Here is an 18,748-nt window from a genome sequence, read left to right as displayed (position 1 = left end):
CACCTGCGCAGTCGCGGCTTGCTCCACGCACGTCGGAAACAACGGCAGTCGCTGCGACGCCTGCCGCAAAGCCCGTCTTCTCAGAGGAAATCCTGCGGACTTCGACACGACGTACGCCCCAGTGGTGGCTCGTCGACGGCCGAACGTCACTGACGGAGTGAAGCCAGGGGTCTCCCAGTTCTCTCTGGCACGGGTTTCCCCAGCCGTGCGACACGAGATTCTGTTTGGGCTTCAACAACGCGACGACGCTGGAATCAGCCTCGTCCCCCAACGCATGCGCCGCATCGTGGCAAGCCTCCCGCGGGAGCTCGACTCCCTCCTGAGCCTCGACTCCGGCTTCTCCTCCGAACTCCCCGCTGCTGCCAGAGGCGTTCTCAACAGCGTCCTCCTTCACATCCGATGTGCCCGGGCGGAGTTCGAAGGCGCCGACCCCACCTCGGGCGACGTCTGGGAATGCGCGCTGGTGGGCCTCACTGCAGGTCGGGGCAGGAAGTACAAAGCCGTTCATGGCGTGGTCGATTTCCGGCCCGTACGACAGACGTGGCTTCGGGAACTCGTCAAGGAGTACGGGCGCGTGACGCGTCCCGATGTTCTGGAGCTGAGGCAGACCGTGTACGCCGCGACCATCGCGTCGGCCGCGCTGGCTCTCCGCTCCGAGGGAGACACCCCTGAGCGGCTGTCGATGGCGGACATGAACGCTGTAGTGGACCACTTCCGCATCAGCAAACGCCCCGAGGACGGGCACGATCACTTGACGAGCCACAGGCGAGCACTGCTGCGGCGCTGGCGTGCGTTCCTGGAGTTCGCCCGGCAAGCCGGGATGATGGACCACATCCCCGGCGGGTTCGCCGTCAATCCCCGCTTCCACACCATCGCGGCGATCGAGGTGACCGAGGACGACATCGGCCGCGCAGTTCCCGAACATGTCATCGCCCAACTCGATGCGCACATCGACCTGCTGGGCACTTCCACGGCTTACGAGAGCGGCGGTTGGACCACTGCCGACTTCGCCCGCATGTATCAGGTGGTCTACACAGTCCTGAGGGACACAGGACGCCGCCCGGGCGAGGTCACCAGCCTGCGGCGAGACTGCCTGGAGTGGATCGACGGCAAACCGACGCTGATCTACGACAACCACAAACGGCGCCGACACGGCCGCCGCCTGCCGATCTCCGAGAGCACCGCCCGGGAGGTCGAGGCCTGGCAGAGGGAGCTGGAGGCTCTCCCACCGGTGCCGGCCTGCGCCGAGTGGCTGTTTCCTTCCCCCGGGCAACGCAACCGTCCCCGCCGTCGGCACCTCACCTCGCCGCAGTTCTGCAGCCGCATCTTCCGTATCTGGGTCGACGAGCTGATCCCCACCATCTGGGACGAGCGCCTGGACGAGAACGGCGAACCACTGGCATACGATCGGACCAAGATCGTTCCTTACGGCTTTCGCCACGCCTACGCTCAGCGTCACGCGGACGCCGGCACCCGGCCGGACGTCCTCCGGGAACTCATGGACCACCGTTCGCTGGACGTCACCATGGGGTACTACAAGGTCTCCCTCAGCCGGAAGCAGGAGGCCGTGCGGACGGTCGCGGCGCTCGCCGTCGACCGGCACGGGAAATCCCGTGGCTTCAGTGACCCACTGGCCTACGAAGTGGAGAGCGTCGGGGTTCCGTACGGCGGCTGCACCGAACCGAGCAACGTCAAGGCCGGAGGCGGGCACTGCCGCATCCGCTTCCAGTGCGCGGGGTGCGACTTCTACCGGCCCGACCCCTCCTACCTGCCAGCCCTGGAACAGCAGATCGCGGACCTGCGGGCCGACAAGGAGGCCGCTCTGGCGATGGAGGCAGCGGACTGGGTTGTTCGCAATCTCGACGACCAGATCCGCGCGTACTCGAAGTCGGCCGACGAGATGCGGAGGAAGCTCGATGCGCTGCCTCTCGAGGAGCGGGCCGCCGTCGAATCCGCCTCGCGTGAGCTGCGCAAGGCCCGCTCCGCAGCGGCCTTCGTCCCCTTGCAGGCACTGACGACACGGAGCCCCGAATGAAGAGTCCCGCCGCTTCCGACGGCAATGAGCGGGATGCGCGGGTCGAGCGCCTGCGCGCCAGCCGTGCCAAGGACAGCGAGGACAAGACCAAGCGCGCGCTCGATGCAGTGGACGGCCTTCTCCGCTCGGGACGGCGCATCACCGTCAGCCAGGTGGCGCGGGACGCGGCGGTGTCGACGTGGTTCGTCTACAACCAGCCCCAGGTGCACCAGGCCGTTCAGGACGGCATCACCACCCAGCGAGAGCAGGTACGTCAGAACTCCCCCTCTCCGGAGGCACAACAGGTGTCCCCTGCCGGGCTGCGGACGGACCTCACCCTGGCACGCGAAGAGATCAAAGACCTCAAGAGGGAACGGGATCGGCTCCGGAACCGGGTCCGGCTGTCTCTCGGTGCCGAGCTGGACGGGGTGAACCGAAACGAGCTGGTCGAACGGGTGCAACAGCTGGAACAACAGAACACGGTTCTGAGCCAGGATCTGTCGGAGGCCAGGGACAGGATCCTCGCCCTGGAGAGCCGCCTGCGGGAGACGGAAGACGATCTCACGGCCGCGCGCGCCGGTCTCCGCCGTGCGATGCGAGCCGTTCCGTCTCAGTAGTCCGTGCCGAACCACCACACGGCAGGCTGTCCGTTTCCCCTCGCGGCCGGCACTGCCAGTGAAAGGAACGGATCGGACTGACCCCACCCCGGTAGTCGCACGATCTATCGGGTCCCTACCCAACCCGATGGTGAGTGGTCGACCGGTGCGGGGCTACTCGTCGAAGCGCATCCAGGGGAAGCCGTGTTCCCGCAAAGGGGCGAGGGTTTCGCGATGGAGCGCGCCAAAAGCAATGGTCGCCTGCGTCTCGTCGCCACTGACGCTCGCGAGGAGTCCCGGGGCTGCGTAGAACCGGTCACCCCCGTAGGTGGGAAGGAAGGGGCTCAGGGGGACGGGGCGCAGACGGTCCCACAACGGTTCCAGTCGCTCAACGGGCATGACGAGGGACCAGGCATTGAAGGGGGCAATGCCGCTGGTGGCTTCATTGAGGGTGAACTGCAGCAGGAACCGGCTGAGGGGTTCCGCTTCAAGAATGACCTCCGGGTCGTCGTCGTGCCAGGGGTCTTCGGTGAGCCAGACGCGAGGGTCAACCTCGGCGGGGCCTTGCGGCGGCCAGGGTATGGACCAATCCCTGCACCCCTGGTTATCGGCGGCGATGACGAGGCGGCCGCCGCGCGGTCCTGTGGTGTGCCGAGGGTGTTCGAGCACGGGGTTGCTGAAGCGGTAGAGGTCGGGGCGGAGGCGGGCAAGGCGGTGGAAGGCGGCAAGCGCCCGCGGCAGGTCGGCTGCTCCGTCGTCCATGGTCACATCCCGATCCGGCGCGGTGACTCCGGCGGGGAACCAGCCGAGGACAAGCATCTCCAGGGCACGAATAGGGTCGATGTCGATGTGGTCGATCCAGTCGACTGGCGGTAGCGGCCCTACGGAGGGCTTGGCCGCGCGGGGCGAGGGCCGGGGAGTCTGTGTCATGGGCTCACCTTAGGGAGGGGCAGACGACCAAGCCGTCGCATCGGGGCCAGAAGAGGCCGTTCTGACCAGCCGCTTGTCAGCCCCCGCACTGCTTCAGCATCGTCTCCTTGTCCGGCGCCGTCACCGACATCTCGTACTTGAGTGCCACCTGCGCGAAGCGGACCACATAGGCGCACCTGATCTGCTTGTTCGGGGGCAGCCAGGACGCCGGTCCGGAGTCGCCCTTGGCCGAGTTGGCCCGGCCCTGGACCGGGATCAGGTTGAGCACGTCGTTGGCGAGCTGCTCACGCTTGCTCTTCGACCAGCGCGACGAACCCATCTGCCAGCTGTACGAGAGCGGCACCACGTGGTCGATCTGCACCTCGGAGGCCTGCTGCTTGCGCCACTCGATGGTCGTCCCGGTGTACGGGTCGTGCAGTGTCATGGAGATGGCCACACAGTCGGAGCCGCTTCGGAAACGAAGGTTCTGACCATCACGACGGATGAGATCGTTTCGAGTGTCACACCCGTTCCTCGCGAGCGGCACACCGTCCGCTGTGTCCATCCACGCGTAGCCGAACTTGTCGCGGTCGTAGCCCGTCTTCGGCCCCCGACCCTTTGTGGTCAGCTTCTCGATGAGTCGGCGGGCCGCCGCTTCGTCCGCGTCGGCCGTCACGGGCGCCAGGCCGGGCTTCGTACCGTCCGGGTTCTTGAGCGGGCTGACCGCCCGTCCGTCCGACGCAGTCGGACCGGAGCTCGCGGAGGAGCCGCCCTGGCATCCAGAGACGAGAAGCACGGCAGCTGCTGCCACCGCCGCCGCGCGAAAGAAGCGCACGTTCCCCACTCCCTTGTGACTCATGTGCCTCTCAGTAAGCACAACCCATCGCCCCCTGCATGAGCTGCACAAATGCCCCAGTTACCTGGCGAAGCATAGAGATAACCCGGGTGCCGCAGCCGTTCTTGTCGACGTCCACCCAGGCGCGGCCGAACTCCTCCCGGTCGTACCCGGTCTTCGGGGCCCGCCCCTTGACGGTGAGGGTGTCCACGGCGGCGAGGGCGGTACCGGGCGCGGCCGGCGTCCCGGTCGTGCCGCCGCCGCTCCCGGGCGAGCAGCCGGCGACGACGAGGACGGCGGCGGCGAGGGCCGGGGCGGCGAGGTTCCTGCGATACGTCGGCACCATCGAATCCTAGGTCGGACGGCCCGGAGGCCCTCCGGCCCCGGAACGTTCGGGTTCCCCCGTTCCGGAACGTCACACCTTCCCGGGGACCACGCCTCCCCAGGGTCGCACCCTCCGGGGTTCCGCGCCTCCTCCGGGACGGGCGGCGCGGGCCCCCGGGGGGGCTCCCGTCCGCCCGCCGGCCTGCTCCTCACGAGGTGACTTCCGTCCGGGGGCGGTAGGGGCCCGCCCCCGCCGGTCATCAACGGAACCATGGGAACCATGCTCGTCCTCTGCCGCGCCGCCGCGGCCGTGCTCACCACGGCCGCCCTCGCCCTGTCACCGTCCGCCACCGCCGCCCCCGGCCCCCGGGACTCCGCGTGGCGCGGCGCCTGGGCCGCCTCCCCGCAGGCACCGGCCGCCCCGCACTCCCCCGACTGGTCGTGGCGGGGCTTCGACGACCACACCGTCCGCCAGGTCGTCCGCGTCACCTCCGGCGGCGCCCGGGTCCGGATCGAACTGTCGAACCGCTACGGCGCCGCTCCCCTGCGGATCGCCGGCGCGACCCTCGCCCGCGCCGCGCGCGGCGGCGCCGTCGTGCCGGGCTCCCTGCGGCACCTGCGCTTCGGCGGGGAGGAGTCCGTGACGGTCCCGGCCGGCGGCACCCTCCACAGCGACGCCGTCCGCTTCCCCGTCGCGCCCTTCGAGTCCCTGACCGTCACCCTCCGCCCGGCGGGCCCCACCGGCCCCGCCACCTTCCACCGGCTCGCCGCCGCCACCGCCTACCGCGCCGACGGCGACCACCGCGCCGACGAGTCCGGCGCGGCCTTCGGGGAGACCGGCCGGTCCTGGTACTACCTCTCGGGCGTCGAGGTATCCGGCGGGCGGGACGCCGGCCGCCGCGACGGCGTCGTCGCCCTCGGCGACTCCCTCACCGACGGCGCGGGCTCCACTCCCGACGCCGACAACCGCTACCCGGACGAACTCGCCGAGCTCCTGGCCGGGGCAGGGCGGCCCCGCGCCGTCCTCAACCACGGCATCAGCGGCAACCGGCTCCTGGACGACAGCTCCTGGGCGGGCGAGAAGGGCCTCGCCCGCCTCCGGAAGGACGTCCTCACCGAGCCCGGCGTCCGGACCGTCGTCGTCCTCGAAGGCATCAACGACATCGGCGCCGGCACGGACGTCTCCGCCGGACGGCTGATCGACGGGTACCGCGCCCTGATCGGCGAGGCCCGCGCCCGGGGCCTGCGGGTCGTCGGCGCGACCCTCCTCCCGGTCAAGGGCTCCCGCTACGGCACCCCGGCCAACGAGGCCGTGCGGGACGCCGTCAACCACTGGGTGCGCACCTCCGGCGCGTACGACGCCGTCGTGGACTTCGACCGCGCGGTGGCGGACCCGGCGGACCCGGACCGCCTCCTCCCCGCCTACGACTCCGGCGACGGGCTCCACCCGAACGACGCGGGCTACCGGGCGATGGCGGAGGCGGTGGACCCGGACCTGCTCTGACCCCGGCACGGGCGGTGGGCGGCCCCCGGGGGCGGGCCCCCCCCCCCCGCCGGGCCCCCCCCCCGGGGGGGGGCACGGCCCCCCCCCCCCCCCCCCGGGGCCGCCCCCCCCCCCCCCCCCCCCCCCACAGCCCCCCCCGCGGGGGGGGCCCCCCCCCCCCCCCCGGGGGGCCCGGGGGGGGGGGGGGGGGGGGGGCCCCGGCCCCCCCCCCCCCCGGGCGGGGGGGGGGGCCCGCCCGGGGGGCCCCCCCACCGCCGCGCGTCAGGACCCCAGGATCGTGGTCAGGAACTCTCCCGTCCACGCGAGCAGTTCGCGGCCCACCACCGGCTTCCCGCCGATCCTGCCCCCCGTGGGGCGCGGGACCAGGATCTGGTGGGCGGACGGCTTGACGACCGCGCGCGGGTGCAGGCGCTTGAGCCGCAGCTCCTGGGACTCGCGCAGCTCCACCGGGGCGAAGCGGACGTTCGGGCCCTGGAGGACGATCTCGCCGACCCCGCAGGCGCGGGCCAGCATCCGCAGGCCCGCCACCAGGAGCAGGTTCTCGACCGGCTCGGGCAGCTTGCCGTAGCGGTCGGTCAGCTCCTCCCGCACCGCCCTGATGTCCTCCTCCGAGTTCGCGGAGGCGATCGCGCGGTAGGCCTGGAGGCGCAGCCGCTCGCCCGGCGCGTAGTCGTGGGGCACGTGCGCGTCGACCGGCAGCTCGATCTTGACCTCCAGCGGGGCCTCCTCCTCGCCGCCGCCCTCGGTCTGCGCCCGGTAGTCCGCGACCGCCTCGCCGACCATCCGCACGTACAGGTCGAAGCCGACGCCCGCGATGTGGCCGGACTGCTCGCCGCCGAGCAGGTTGCCCGCGCCCCGGATCTCCAGGTCCTTCATGGCCACGTACATGCCGGCGCCCATCTCGGTGTGCTGGGCGATCGTCGCGAGCCGTTCGTGCGCGGTCTCCGTGAGCGGCTTCTCCGGCGGGTACAGGAAGTACGCGTACCCCCGCTCCCGGCCGCGTCCCACCCGGCCGCGCAGCTGGTGGAGCTGCGACAGCCCGAAGTTGTCGCCGCGCTCGACGATGAGGGTGTTGGCGTTGGAGATGTCGATGCCGGACTCCACGATCGTCGTGGACACGAGGACGTCGAACCTCTTCTCCCAGAAGTCGACCACGACCTGTTCCAGGGCCTGTTCCGACATCTGGCCGTGCGCGGTCGCGATCCGCGCCTCGGGCACGATCTCGCGCAGCCGGGCCGCCGCCCGGTCGATGGAGTCGACCCGGTTGTGGATGTAGAAGACCTGGCCCTCGCGCAGGAGTTCGCGCCGGATCGCGGCGCCGATCTGCTTCTCCTCGTACGGGCCGACGAAGGTGAGGACGGGGTGCCGCTCCTCCGGCGGAGTGGTGATCGTGGACATCTCGCGGATGCCGGTGACCGCCATCTCGAGCGTGCGGGGGATGGGGGTGGCGGACATGGTGAGCACGTCGACGTTGGCCCGGAGCTTCTTCAGCTGTTCCTTGTGCTCGACGCCGAAGCGCTGCTCCTCGTCCACGACGACGAGGCCCAGGTCCTTGAACTTCGTCTCGGAGGAGAAGAGGCGGTGGGTGCCGATGACGACGTCCACCGAGCCGTCCCGCAGCCCCTCCAGGGTCGCCTTCGCCTCGCTCTCCGTCTGGAAGCGGGACAGCGCCCGCACCTTCACCGGGAACTGCGCGTACCGCTCGGAGAAGGTCCCGAAGTGCTGCTGCACGAGCAGGGTCGTCGGCACCAGGACCGCGACCTGCTTGCCGTCCTGGACGGCCTTGAAGGCCGCCCGGACCGCGATCTCCGTCTTGCCGTAGCCGACGTCGCCGCAGATCAGGCGGTCCATGGGGACGGTCTTCTCCATGTCCTCCTTCACCTCGGCGATGGTGGAGAGCTGGTCGGGCGTCTCCACGTACGGGAAGGCGTCCTCCAGTTCGCGCTGCCAGGGGGTGTCCGGGGCGAAGGCGTGGCCGGGGGCCGCCATCCGCGCCGAGTACAGCTTGATCAGGTCGGCGGCGATCTCCTTGACGGCCTTCTTGGCGCGCGCCTTCGTCTTCGTCCAGTCCGCGCCGCCGAGCCGGTGCAGGGTCGGCGCCTCGCCGCCCACGTACTTGGTGACCTGCTCCAGCTGGTCGGTCGGGATGTAGAGCCGGTCGCCGGGCTGGCCGCGCTTCGCGGGCGCGTACTCCACGAGCAGGTACTCGCGGGTGGCGCCCTGCACGGTCCGCTGGACCATCTCCAGGTAGCGGCCGACGCCGTGCTGCTCGTGGACGATGTAGTCGCCGGCCTCCAGGGTCAGCGGGTCGATCGTCTTGCGCCGCTTGGCGGGCATCCGCTGCCCGTCCTTGCCGGCCGCCTTCTGCCCGGACAGGTCGGTCTCGGTGAGCACGGCCAGTTTCAGGGCCGGGTCGACGAAGCCGTGGTCGACGGAGCCGCGGGCCACGTGGACGACGGAGGGCGAGAGGGAGGTGAGGTCGGGGACCAGGCGGGCGGCGATGCCCTCGCCGCCGAGGACCTCGACGGTGCGGGACGCCGTGCCGTGGGCCTCCGTCACGTACACGGTGCGCCAGCCGTCGGCCAGCCAGCCCTTGGTGTCCGCGAGCGCGCGGGCGGTGTCGCCCCGGTACGACTCGGGGGCGCGCATCCCCAGGGTGAGGACGTCGCCGGACGTCTCCCCGTCGGCCGCGAACGGCGACACCGACCACCAGGGCATGCCCAGTTCGCGCGCCCGGTCCCGTACGTCCGCGATTCCCCGCAGGGAGGCCGCGCCGACGTCGATCGGGGCCTCGCCGCCGCCGGCGGTGGCCGCCCAGGAGGCCTGCAGGAACTCCTGGCTGGTCGCCACCAGGTCCGCCGCCCGGGTCCGCACCCGCTCGGGGTCGCAGACGACGGTCATGGAGCCCGCCGGCAGCACGTCGAGCAGCAGCTCCATCTCGTCCACGAGGACCGGCGCCAGGGACTCCATGCCCTCGACCGCGATGCCCTGCGCGATCTTGTCGAGGAGTTCGCCCAGTTCCGGGTGCTGTTCGGCGAGGGCCGCCGCCCGTTCCCGCACGGAGTCGGTGAGCAGCAGTTCGCGGCAGGGCGGCGCCCACAGGCCGTGCTCGGCGATCTCCAGGGACCGCTGGTCGGCCACCTTGAAGTAACGGATCTCCTCGACGTCGTCGCCCCAGAACTCGATCCGGAGGGGGTGCTCCTCGGTGGGCGGGAAGACGTCCAGGATGCCGCCGCGCACGGCGAACTCGCCGCGCTTCTCGACCAGCTCCACCCGGGAGTACGCGGCGGCCGCCAGGCCTTCCACGACCTCGTTCAGGTCCGCCGTCTGCCCGGTCCTCAGGGCCACGGGCTCCAGGTCGCCCAGCCCCTTGACCTGCGGCTGGAGCACCGAGCGCACGGGTGCGACGACCACGGCGACCGGTCCGGAGGCCGGGTCGTCGTCCCTGGGGTGCGCGAGGCGGCGCAGCACGGCGAGGCGGCGGCCGACGGTGTCGGAGCGGGGCGAGAGGCGTTCGTGCGGCAGGGTCTCCCAGGAGGGGTACTCGGCGACCGTGTCGGGGTCCAGGAGCGAGCGCAGCGCGGCGGCCAGGTCCTCGGCCTCCCGGCCGGTCGCGGTCACCGCGAGCACCGGGCGTCCCGCGTCCCGGGCGAGCGCGGCCACGGCGAAGGGCCGGGCCGCCGCCGGGCCGATCAGGTCCAGGTGCGGGCGGTTGCCGTCGGCGGCGGCCTTCACCGCCTCCGCGAGGGCCGCGTCCTTGACGACTACATCGAGCAGGCCGTGCAGACTCATGAAGCTTTTCCATCCCGGGAAGTGACGGGGGCGGGCAACGCGAACGGCCCGGCACGTCGCACGGGCCGGGTGGTCCCGGGCGCGTCCGGCCCGGTCGCCCCCAGCCTACGACGTGCCGCCGTCACTCGCCCGAAGGAACGGCGCCACCCGGGAGAGTGATGCGGCCGGCTCACGACCCGGCCGCACGACTAAGCTTAGTCTTGCACTTAGTCCACCCAGCTCCGCCCAGCCGTGAGAGGCCGCGATGGAAGCAGCCCGGCAGTACAACGTCCACGAGGCGAAGACCCACTTCTCCAAGATCCTGGAGGCGGTCGCGACCGGCGAGGAGGTGATCATCAGCAAGTCCGGGGAACCGGTGGCGAAGGTGATCCCGCTCCGGGGGAAGGTCCGGCGCACCGCCCGGGGCTCCCTCACCGCGCCCGTCGTCCTCCACGAGGACTTCGACGACATCTCCGACGACCCCGGCTTCGCCGAGGCGTTCGGACTCGGCCGGGAAGGCACCGCGGAGTGAAGCTGCTCGTCGACACGCACGTCGTCATCTGGTGGCTGCTCGACTCCTCGCAGCTCTCCGACGACGTCAAGGACCTGCTCGACACGGAGGAGCAGGCGTACGTCAGCGCCGTCACCCCCTGGGAACTCTCCGTCAAGCAGGCGCTCGGCAAGCTCGACGGACCGGCCGGGCTGCCGGAGCTGGCACGCGATTGCCAGCTGAGGCAGCTCCCGATCACCGGCCTGCACGGCCTCCGCGCCGGCCGGCTCCCGCCCCACCACCGCGACCCCTTCGACCGGATACTGGTCGCCCAGGCGCAGACCGAGGGGCTCACGCTCGTGACCCGGGACAAGCGCATCCCCCTCTACGACGTGCCCGTCCTCACCGTCTGAGCGGTCCGGACGGCCGTACGGCCCCGGTGCGCGCGCACCGGGGCCGTACGGGTTCCGCGCCGCTACTCGCTCGCGATCGCGTTCAGGACGTTCATCCGGCCCGCCCGGAACGCCGGGACCAGGGCCGCGAAGAGGCCCACGAAGGCCGATCCGGCGAAGACGGTCAGGATGGTCGGCCAGGGGATGTCCAGGACGCCCAGGCCCTCCAGGGCCAGGAGCTTCTGGGCGGCGGCGCCCCAGCCCATGCCCAGGCCGAGGCCGAGGAGGGCGCCGAAGAGGGCGATGACCACGGACTCCAGGCGGATCATGCGGCGGAGCTGGCGGCGGGAGAGGCCGACGGCCCGCATGAGGCCGATCTCCCGGGTCCGCTCGACCACCGACAGGGCCAGGGTGTTCACGACGCCGAGGACCGCGACGACGATCGCCAGGGCGAGGAGCCCGTACACGATGTTCAGGAGCTGTCCGATCTGGTCCCGCAGCTCCTCCTTGTAGTCGGCCTGGTTGCTGACCTTGTACTGCGGGTACGGCGCGAGGGCGTCCTTGAGGTCCTGGTAGGCCCGCGCCTCCTGCCCGTCCTTCGCGGCGGCGAAGAGCAGCAGGCTCTGCGGCACGCGGTCGGCGGGCAGGTACCGGGCGGCGGTGGCGATGCTGGTGTACATCGCCCCCTTGTCGACGCTGCCGGTGTCCGCCGTGATCGCCGCGACCCTGAGCCTGGCCGTCCCGCCGCCCTTGAAGGCGACGGTCAGCACGTCACCGGTCTTCACCCCGTGGCCGGCGGCGTAGTCGCTGCCGACGGACATGGCGTCCGGCCCGTAGGCGTCCTCGAGCCGGCCCGCCGTGGTCTCCCGGCGCAGGTCCCGCGCGTACGACGGGTCGGCGGCGGCCAGGCTCTCCACGGCCTTCCCGCCGCGCGGGTCGGTCACGGTGGCGTCGATCCGCTTGTACTCGGTGACGTGGTCGAGGCCCGGGACCTTCGCCAGGGCGGCCCGCACCTGCGGCACGACCGGCTGCCCGGTGCCGGACTGGACGATGAAGTCGGCGCCGACCGAGCGGTCCAGTTCCTCGGTGGCGGAGGCCACCATGGACGAGCCGACCACCGACAGGCAGGCGACGAGCGCGAGGCCGATCATCAGGGCGGCGCCGGTGGCGCCGGTGCGGCGCGGGTTGCGCAGGGCGTTGCGCTCGGCCATCCGGCCGACCGGCCCGAAGGCCCGCAGGACGACGGCGCCGAGGACGCGGACCACCCCGCCCGCGAGGAGCGGGCCGACGACGACGAAGCCGAGGAGGGAGAGGACGATGCCGAGGCCGAGCCAGGCGGAGCCGGGGGCGGCCTCCCCGGCGCGGGCGGCGGTCACGAGGGCGGCCGCCCCGGCGGCCGTGAGGACGAGGCCGAGGGTGGCCCGCACCCGGCCGGCCCGGCCGTCGGCGGGGGTGCCCGCGTCGCGGAGGGCGGCCATCGGGGAGATCCTGCCCGCGCGGCGGGCCGGGACGTAGGCGGCGGCGACGGTGACGACGACGCCGAGGACGAGGCCGACGACCGGGGTCGTCCACTTCACGGTGAGGTCGCCGGTGGACAGTTCCATGCCCACGGCGGACATCAGCTTCATCAGGCCGACGGCGAGGCCGACGCCCGCGGCGACTCCGGCGACCGATCCGGTCAGGCCGAGGAGCAGCGCCTCGACGAGGACGGAACGGTTCACCTGGCGGCGGCTCGACCCGATGGCCCGCATGAGGCCGATCTCGCGGGTGCGCTGGGCGACCAGCATGGAGAAGGTGTTGACGATGAGGAAGATGCCGACGAGGAAGGCGATCCCGGCGAAGCCGAGCATCGCGTACCGCATCACGTCGAGGAAGCCGGCCATCTCCTCGCGGCCCGCGTCGGCGGTCTCGGCGGCCGTCCGGAGCTCGTAGCCGCCCCCGAGGGCGGCGGCGAGGTCCGCCTTGAGGGCGTCGTCGCTCACGCCGGGCTTCGCGTCGACCGAGATCTGGGTGAAGAGCCCTTCGCGGCCGAGGAGTTCGCGCTGGGCGGTGGCGGTGTCGAAGTAGACGACGGTGGCGCCCGGGTTGGTGACCTTGAAGTCGACGATGCCGGAGATCCTCGCGGTGAAGTCACCGGTGACGGAGATGGTCCGCAGCGCGTCGCCGAGCTTCAGGCCGTGCTTCTCGGCGGTGGCGCCGTCCACGACGACGTCGGTGGGGCCGCGCGGTTCGTGGCCGGAGGCCATCTCCACCGAACGCAGCTCGTTCGGCGTCCAGTTGCCGGCGATCGTCGGGGCGCCGCCGGTCGGCCCGACGTTCTTGTTCCCGGCGTCCACGACGGTGACGCCCAGCGAGACGACCGCGCCCCGCGCGTCCTGGACGCCCCTGGTCCCCGCGACCCGCCCGAGGAGGGAGGCGGGAAGGGTCTCGGGCCGGCCGGTCCGCGGGATCTCGGTGTCGGACGCCGCGCCCCGGGGGCTGATGGTGACGTCGGAGGCGGTGGTGGCGAAGAGCTTGTCGAACGTCGTGTTCATCGTGTCCGTGAACACGAGGGTCCCGGCGGCGAAGGCGACGGAGAGGAGGACGGCGACGGCGGAGAGCGCCATGCGGCCCTTGTGCGCGAGGAAGTTGCGCAGCGAGGTCTTGAGGACGGTCACGAGGTCCGTCCCCGCGCGTCGGAGTCGGGGGTCCGGGGGTTCCCCCCGGGGAAGAGGCGCATCCGGTCGAGGACGGCCTCGGCGGTGGGCCGCTCCATCTCGTCCACGATCCTTCCGTCCGCGAGGTAGAGGACGCGGTCGGCGTAGGAGGCGGCGACCGGATCGTGGGTGACCATGACGATCGTCTGCCCCAGCTCGTCCACGGAGGTGCGCAGGAAGCCCAGGACCTCGGCGCCGGCCCGCGAGTCGAGGTTTCCGGTCGGCTCGTCCCCGAAGATGATCTCGGGCCGGGCGGCGAGCGCGCGGGCCACGGCCACGCGCTGCTGCTGGCCGCCGGAGAGTTCGTTCGGCCGGTGCTTCAGCCGCTCGGACAGGCCGACGGTGTCCACGACGCGGCGCAGCCAGTCGGCGTCCGGTCTGCGGCCGGCGATGTCCATCGGGAGCGTGATGTTCTCGATCGCGCTCAGGGTCGGCAGCAGGTTGAACGCCTGGAAGATGAAGCCGATCCGGTCCCGACGGAGCCGGGTGAGCTTCTTGTCCTTGAGGCCGGTGATCTCGGTCTCGTCCAGGAAGATCTGCCCGCTGGTCACGGTGTCGAGCCCGGCGAGGCAGTGCATCAGGGTGGACTTGCCGGAGCCCGAGGGCCCCATGATCGCGGTGAACCGTCCCCGGGCGATGTCGACGTCGACGGAGTCGAGCGCGACGACGCGGGTCTCCCCGCTGCCGTACGCCTTGACGACCTGACGCGCCCGCGCGGCGACGGCCGTACTCCCTCCCGTACCCCCGTGCTTGGGGATGGTCACAGCCGTGGTCACGTTTCTCTCCTCGGGGAGGCGATGGGTTTGTAAGTTCAACTTAAGGAACGGGGAAGGGATTTCTCCTCCTCCAGCGGTACGACCGGCCCCTGGCCCCTATGGGGGAGGAACCCCTAGGGGCTTCTCCGCCCGTGGTGCGAGTGGCACGCTGTCCCGCGAGCATTTAGGTGTACGAAGAAAGGAAAGCCGCCGTGTCCGAGCCCTCCACGACACCGGCCGGGACGCCCCCGCCGGCGACCGCCGGACCGGCCGCGGACGGCGGCCGCGCACCGGAACGCCGGAGACCCGTCGTCGCCGCCCTCATGCTCGGGATGGGACTCGCCGCCCTCGACGGCACGATCGTCTCCACCGCCGTCCCCCAGATCGTCGGGGACCTCGGCGGGCTCGCCGTCTTCTCCTGGCTGTTCTCCGGCTACCTGCTCGCCGTCACCGTCACCCTGCCGGTGTACGGGAAGCTCAGCGACACCTTCGGCCGCAAACCGGTCCTCGTCGCCGGCGTCGTCCTCTTCCTGATCGGCTCCCTGCTGTGCGCCGCCGCCTGGAACATGGCGTCCCTCATCGCCTTCCGGGTCGTCCAGGGCCTCGGCGGCGGCGCCCTCCAGGGCACGATCCAGACGATCGCCGCCGACCTGTACCCGCTGGAGGAGCGGCCGAAGATCCAGGCGCGGCTCTCCTCCGTCTGGGCCGCCTCCTCCGTCGCGGGCCCGGCGGCCGGCGGGCTCCTCGCCGGCTACGCCGACTGGCGCTGGATCTTCCTGATCAACCTGCCCGTCGGCCTGGTCGCCCTGTGGCTGATCCACCGGCACCTGGTGGAACCGGCCCGCACCGCGCCCCGCGCACGCGTACGGGTCGACTGGGCCGGCGCCCTCTGCGTCTTCGCGACCGGCGCCCTGCTCCTCACCGCCCTCGTCCAGGGCGGCGTCGCCTGGCCCTGGCTCTCGGCACCGTCCCTCGGGCTCCTCGGCGCGGCGGCCGCCCTCGGCGCCGTGACCGTCCTCGTGGAGCGGCGCGCCGCCGAACCGATCATCCCCGGGTGGATCTGGCGCCGCCGCACGATCGCCGCCGTCAACCTCGCCCTGGGCGCCCTCGGCCTGCTCATGGTCGCCCCGACCGTCTTCCTGCCCACGTACGCCCAGTCCGTCCTGGGCCTGGGGCCGATCGCGGCCGGGTTCGTCCTGTCCGTGATGACCCTGAGCTGGCCCGTCAGCGCGGCGCTCTCGAACCGGGTCTACACCCGCGTCGGCTTCCGCCGCACCGCGATCCTCGGCATCTCCGGCGCGCTCCTCGTCCTGCTCGCCTTCCCCCTCCTGCCGTACCCCGGGGAGCCCTGGCAGCCCGCGCTGCTCATGCTGCTGCTCGGCGCGGCCCTCGGCCTCTTCCAGCTGCCGCTGATCGTCGGCGTCCAGTCGACCGTCCCCTACGGGGAGCGGGGCACGACCACCGCGTCCGTCCTCTTCTGCCGCCAGGTCGGCCAGAGCGTCGGCGCGGCCGTCTTCGGCGCCGTCGCCAACGGCGTCCTCGCCGCCCGCCTCGGCGGCGACGGCGACCTGGACGCCCTGGCCCGCGCCCTGGACTCCCCCGGGTCCCTGCCGCCCGCGACGGCGGACACGCTGCGGCGCGCGGTCGACGCGGCGGTGGACTACGTCCACCTGGGCGCGGCGGGCGCGGCGGCCCTGGCCCTCCTGGTCCTGCTCACCCTCGCGCCCCGCCGCTTCCCGGTACTGAAGGAGGCGGCGGGGCGCGAGGACTGAGCGCGTACGAACGCGTACGGGCGGGGGCTGTACTACTCCGCCGAGGCGAGCCCGACGAACCCGGCCCACGCGTCGCGCGAGACCCGGAGGGCCGGCCGGGCCACGTCCTTCGAGTCACGGACGTGCACGGCTCCCGCACCGGCGGCGACCTCGACGCACTGGCCGCCGTCGCCGCCGCTGTGGCTGCTCTTGAACCAGGCGAGGGATTCCGTGGTGTTCATAGCTCTCCCACCAACTTCTCGATGAATTCAAGGGACTCTCGGGGGGCGAGAGCCTGTGAGCGGATGACCCCGTAACGCACGGCGGCGACGGTGGCGTTCTCCGGTTCGTTCACCAGCGTCATCTGGTGCGTCGCCTCGAAGTAAAGGAACTGCTTGCCGTCCTTCCGCGTGGCGATCGTAAAAGGACCGCCCATGCCGGCGTTCTCCTCGCATTCGAGCGGCATGACCTGAATGTCGATGTGCGGCTGTTGCCCGATCAGAAGCAGGTGTTCGAGCTGTCCGCGCAGGACCTGTTTACCGCCGTACCGCTGCCGCAGCACCGTCTCGTCCAGAACGAAGCTGCTGAGCGGTTCGGGACGCCGACCGAAAACGGCGCTCTGGCGGGCCAGCCGGGACGCAACCCGCCGCTCCACGGTCTCCGGATCCAAAAGAGGACGGCGCATCGCGAACAACGCCCGCATGTACTCCTCGGTCTGCAGCAGGCCGCTGACCAAGAACTTGTCGTAATGGAGGAGCTCGATCGCCGTCTTCTCCAGCTCCACCAAGCCCTGGAAGCCCGCCGGGTACTGGGCCTTGTCCAACTGCCCCTTCCACACCGAGAGCAATCCGTCGGCATTCAAGACGTCATCCGTCTGTTCGACCGTGCGCGACGACGGAATCCTCCGCCCCTGTTCGAATGATGCGATGGTCGAGGCCGAGTAACCGAGCCGTCTGCCCAACTCCTCCCGCTCCAGTCCCGCCCTCGTCCGCAGCGTCTTCAGGGTCTTCCCGAATGCCACCGCGATGCCTTGGCCGGCCCCTGGAAGCGGTGCCGCACCCGCCCGTTCAGGTTGCTCCTCCAGCATCCCACCCGCCTCTCACCACTGCCTCGTACCAGCGCCGTGGCCGCCACGTACAAGCCAGCGGCGTCGGTGCGTCACCACTGGTCACGCTACGCCACCGGGAGGATCTTGGCAGGCATGACGAGCAACAACGGCGACCCCACGGTCACCACTCAACTCGTGGCCGAGTCCCCATATTTGAACAACAGGACTTTCGGCCTGCGTTTCACGTCGACGCCCCGGGGCGCCCGGCTCGCCCGCCGGCTGGTCGGCGTCCGGCTGGACGAGTGGGGCGTCCCCTACGGGACCGGGCCGCACGAGACCGTCGTCCTGGTCGCGGCCGAGCTGACGGCGAACGCGGTGCGGCACGGGCACGTGCCGGGGCGGGACTTCCACCTGCTGCTGCGGATCACGGAGCGTCCCCGGCCCGTCGCGCGGATCGAGGTGGGCGACACCCGCGCCGAGCGCGTGCCGCCCCGGCCCGGACGGCTCCCCGGCCCCGGTCCGGAACTCGCGGACGGGGGCCGGGGGCTGCTGCTCGTCGACGGGCTCGCCGACCGCTGGGGCTGGTGTCCCCGGCCCGGAGCGCCGGGAAAGACGGTGTGGGCGGAGTGCGCCCTGACCTGAGGGACCCCGGGATCAGCCCTTCCCGTCGGCCCGGGAACCGCCGTCCCGGGTCTCCTGGGTTTCCCGGGCCTGCTGGGCCTGCTGGGCCTTCCGGTCCTCCCGGGCCTGCTCCGGACCGGACTCCGCCGCCGGTTCCGGGGCCGGTTCCGCCACCGGTTCCGGGGCCGGGGGCTTGCCCGTCAGGGCCGCCAGCGAGTTGCGGATGTGCTCCATGTGCGCGTGGATCTCGTCCCGCGCCTCCTCGTGCTCCCGCAGGACCCGTTCCGTGGCGCGTTCGATCCGCTCGGCCTTCAGGCGGGCCCCGGTGAGCAGCTCCGCCGCCTTCGCCTCGGCGTCCTCCTGGCCGTGCCTGGCCTCTTCCTCGGTCTTCGCCAGGAACCTCCGCGCCTCCGCGAGCCGGCCCTCCGCGCGGGCGAACAGTTCCTCGTGGCGGGCCTCCTGCTCGGCCGCGCGCGCCTGCTCCTCGTGCTCGGCCTGCTCCCGCAGCTTCTTCTGCCCGGCCCGCTGCTCCTCCAGGAGTTCCGCCGCGCGCCGCTCGGTCTCCTCGAACGTCTCCCGCGCCGCCGTCCGCAGCTCCTCGGCCTCGCGGCGCGCCTCCGCCGCCAGCTTCCCGGCCCGCTCGCGGGCCGCGTCCAGGGTCGCGCGGGCCCGCGTCTCCGCCGCCTCGCGGACCCCCTCCGCGTACGCCCGCGCCGACTCCGTCGTCTCCCGGGCGGCCGCGTCGGCCGCCTCCGCGAAGGCCTGCGCGTCGGCCTCGGCGGCGCGGACGAGCCTCTCGTCCTCCTGTTCCGCCAGCTCCAGGATCTTCTGCGCCGCCTCGCCCAGCGACTCGTACCGCTGCGGCGGCAGTGCCTCGGCGGTCTCGCGGAGCCGGGCGAGTTCCGCCTCCCGCTCCTCCACGAGGGCGGTGAGCCGCTCCACCCGCTCCCAGGCGGCGTCGCGCTCCCCGGAGAGTCCGGCGAAGAAACGGTCGACCTGCTCGGGGCGGTACCCCCGTCCTCGTCCGACAGCGAAACTCATC

Annotated in this window: 16 protein-coding genes; 7 read left to right on the top strand and 9 right to left on the bottom strand. The window is 72.1% G+C overall.

Translation table 11 applies throughout. The features are described from left to right. The first annotated feature begins 274 nt into the window (after positions 1-274). Positions 275-2,035 (top strand): tyrosine-type recombinase/integrase, encoded by a 1,761-nt coding sequence (locus ACZ3IL_RS18940; RefSeq protein ID WP_467391555.1) that lies wholly within the window; start codon positions 275-277, stop codon positions 2,033-2,035. After that, complete coding sequence (locus tag ACZ3IL_RS18935) at positions 2,032-2,631, top strand: DUF6262 family protein (protein ID WP_467391554.1); 600 nt, start codon at positions 2,032-2,034, stop codon at positions 2,629-2,631. The genes ACZ3IL_RS18940 and ACZ3IL_RS18935 overlap by 4 nt, the downstream gene beginning before the upstream one ends. Positions 2,632-2,784: 153 nt before the next feature. Here ACZ3IL_RS18935 and ACZ3IL_RS18930 read toward each other — a convergent pair whose 3' ends face one another. The 3 genes from ACZ3IL_RS18930 to ACZ3IL_RS18920 form a co-directional block, all read right to left on the bottom strand. Continuing rightward, positions 2,785-3,540 carry a hypothetical protein gene (locus ACZ3IL_RS18930; protein WP_467391553.1) on the bottom strand — a complete coding sequence of 252 codons (756 nt, stop codon included), beginning with the start codon at positions 3,538-3,540 and terminating at the stop codon, positions 2,785-2,787. A gap of 76 nt (positions 3,541-3,616) precedes the next feature. Further along, positions 3,617-4,378 carry an HNH endonuclease family protein gene (locus ACZ3IL_RS18925; RefSeq protein ID WP_467391552.1) on the bottom strand — a complete coding sequence of 254 codons (762 nt, stop codon included), beginning with the start codon at positions 4,376-4,378 and terminating at the stop codon, positions 3,617-3,619. A gap of 7 nt (positions 4,379-4,385) precedes the next feature. Continuing rightward, a complete protein-coding gene (locus ACZ3IL_RS18920; RefSeq protein ID WP_467391551.1) occupies positions 4,386-4,700 on the bottom strand; it encodes a hypothetical protein in 315 nt (104 codons plus the stop codon). A gap of 249 nt (positions 4,701-4,949) precedes the next feature. On the opposite strand from ACZ3IL_RS18920, the gene ACZ3IL_RS18915 reads away from it, so the two are divergent. Next, a complete protein-coding gene (locus ACZ3IL_RS18915) occupies positions 4,950-6,182 on the top strand; it encodes an SGNH/GDSL hydrolase family protein (RefSeq protein ID WP_467391550.1) in 1,233 nt (410 codons plus the stop codon). A gap of 261 nt (positions 6,183-6,443) precedes the next feature. Here ACZ3IL_RS18915 and mfd read toward each other — a convergent pair whose 3' ends face one another. After that, positions 6,444-9,974, bottom strand: a complete 3,531-nt coding sequence (gene mfd / locus ACZ3IL_RS18910; protein WP_467391549.1) for a transcription-repair coupling factor — start codon at positions 9,972-9,974, stop codon at positions 6,444-6,446. Positions 9,975-10,218: 244 nt separating this feature from the next. Here mfd and ACZ3IL_RS18905 point away from each other — a divergent pair, with 244 nt between their 5' ends. Continuing rightward, positions 10,219-10,485, top strand: coding sequence for a type II toxin-antitoxin system Phd/YefM family antitoxin (locus ACZ3IL_RS18905; protein ID WP_467391548.1), 267 nt, complete (start codon positions 10,219-10,221; stop codon positions 10,483-10,485). Next, positions 10,482-10,856: a type II toxin-antitoxin system VapC family toxin gene (locus ACZ3IL_RS18900; protein WP_467391547.1), complete on the top strand. Its 375-nt coding sequence runs from the start codon at positions 10,482-10,484 to the stop codon at positions 10,854-10,856. The genes ACZ3IL_RS18905 and ACZ3IL_RS18900 overlap by 4 nt, the downstream gene beginning before the upstream one ends. A 62-nt stretch (positions 10,857-10,918) precedes the next feature. Here the strand turns inward: ACZ3IL_RS18900 and ACZ3IL_RS18895 are convergent, their stop codons facing one another. Continuing rightward, positions 10,919-13,492: an ABC transporter permease gene (locus ACZ3IL_RS18895; protein ID WP_467391546.1), complete on the bottom strand. Its 2,574-nt coding sequence runs from the start codon at positions 13,490-13,492 to the stop codon at positions 10,919-10,921. After that, positions 13,489-14,307, bottom strand: coding sequence for an ABC transporter ATP-binding protein (locus ACZ3IL_RS18890; protein ID WP_467391545.1), 819 nt, complete (start codon positions 14,305-14,307; stop codon positions 13,489-13,491). The genes ACZ3IL_RS18895 and ACZ3IL_RS18890 overlap by 4 nt, the downstream gene beginning before the upstream one ends. Before the next feature lie 191 nt (positions 14,308-14,498). Between ACZ3IL_RS18890 and ACZ3IL_RS18885 the strand changes: the two genes are divergently transcribed. Next, on the top strand, positions 14,499-16,058 hold the full coding sequence (locus ACZ3IL_RS18885; RefSeq protein WP_467391544.1) for an MFS transporter: 1,560 nt from the start codon (positions 14,499-14,501) through the stop codon (positions 16,056-16,058). 32 nt (positions 16,059-16,090) lie between these two features. Here the strand turns inward: ACZ3IL_RS18885 and ACZ3IL_RS18880 are convergent, their stop codons facing one another. Beyond that, on the bottom strand, positions 16,091-16,279 hold the full coding sequence (locus tag ACZ3IL_RS18880; RefSeq protein WP_467391543.1) for a DUF397 domain-containing protein: 189 nt from the start codon (positions 16,277-16,279) through the stop codon (positions 16,091-16,093). After that, complete coding sequence (locus tag ACZ3IL_RS18875; RefSeq protein ID WP_467391542.1) at positions 16,276-17,124, bottom strand: helix-turn-helix domain-containing protein; 849 nt, start codon at positions 17,122-17,124, stop codon at positions 16,276-16,278. The genes ACZ3IL_RS18880 and ACZ3IL_RS18875 overlap by 4 nt, the downstream gene beginning before the upstream one ends. A gap of 114 nt (positions 17,125-17,238) precedes the next feature. Between ACZ3IL_RS18875 and ACZ3IL_RS18870 the strand changes: the two genes are divergently transcribed. After that, complete coding sequence (locus ACZ3IL_RS18870; protein WP_467391541.1) at positions 17,239-17,727, top strand: ATP-binding protein; 489 nt, start codon at positions 17,239-17,241, stop codon at positions 17,725-17,727. Between the two features lie 12 nt (positions 17,728-17,739). On the opposite strand, the gene ACZ3IL_RS18865 is transcribed toward ACZ3IL_RS18870, so the two are convergent. Then, the gene (locus ACZ3IL_RS18865) at positions 17,740-18,747 is read right to left on the bottom strand and encodes a cellulose-binding protein (protein ID WP_467391540.1); all 1,008 of its coding nucleotides are present in this window, start codon (positions 18,745-18,747) and stop codon (positions 17,740-17,742) included. Position 18,748 lies beyond the last annotated feature (1 nt).

Source organism: Streptomyces sp. NPDC014907 (assembly GCF_055562975.1).
Note: the sequence above shows the minus strand (reverse complement) of the source record. Positions and strands in the feature narration are given on the sequence as shown.

Excerpts from the sequence above, each read along its gene's own strand:
- ACZ3IL_RS18940 (WP_467391555.1), top strand. The coding sequence starts at position 275 with ATGCGCCGCATCGTGGCAAGCCTCCCGCGGGAGCTCGACTCCCTCCTG.
- ACZ3IL_RS18935 (WP_467391554.1), top strand. The coding sequence starts at position 2,032 with ATGAAGAGTCCCGCCGCTTCCGACGGCAATGAGCGGGATGCGCGGGTC.
- ACZ3IL_RS18930 (WP_467391553.1), bottom strand. The coding sequence starts at position 3,540 with ATGACACAGACTCCCCGGCCCTCGCCCCGCGCGGCCAAGCCCTCCGTA.
- ACZ3IL_RS18925 (WP_467391552.1), bottom strand. The coding sequence starts at position 4,378 with ATGAGTCACAAGGGAGTGGGGAACGTGCGCTTCTTTCGCGCGGCGGCG.
- ACZ3IL_RS18920 (WP_467391551.1), bottom strand. The coding sequence starts at position 4,700 with ATGGTGCCGACGTATCGCAGGAACCTCGCCGCCCCGGCCCTCGCCGCC.
- ACZ3IL_RS18915 (WP_467391550.1), top strand. The coding sequence starts at position 4,950 with ATGGGAACCATGCTCGTCCTCTGCCGCGCCGCCGCGGCCGTGCTCACC.
- mfd (WP_467391549.1), bottom strand. The coding sequence starts at position 9,974 with ATGAGTCTGCACGGCCTGCTCGATGTAGTCGTCAAGGACGCGGCCCTC.
- ACZ3IL_RS18905 (WP_467391548.1), top strand. The coding sequence starts at position 10,219 with ATGGAAGCAGCCCGGCAGTACAACGTCCACGAGGCGAAGACCCACTTC.
- ACZ3IL_RS18880 (WP_467391543.1), bottom strand. The coding sequence starts at position 16,279 with ATGAACACCACGGAATCCCTCGCCTGGTTCAAGAGCAGCCACAGCGGC.
- ACZ3IL_RS18875 (WP_467391542.1), bottom strand. The coding sequence starts at position 17,124 with ATGCTGGAGGAGCAACCTGAACGGGCGGGTGCGGCACCGCTTCCAGGG.
- ACZ3IL_RS18870 (WP_467391541.1), top strand. The coding sequence starts at position 17,239 with ATGACGAGCAACAACGGCGACCCCACGGTCACCACTCAACTCGTGGCC.
- ACZ3IL_RS18865 (WP_467391540.1), bottom strand. The coding sequence starts at position 18,747 with ATGAGTTTCGCTGTCGGACGAGGACGGGGGTACCGCCCCGAGCAGGTC.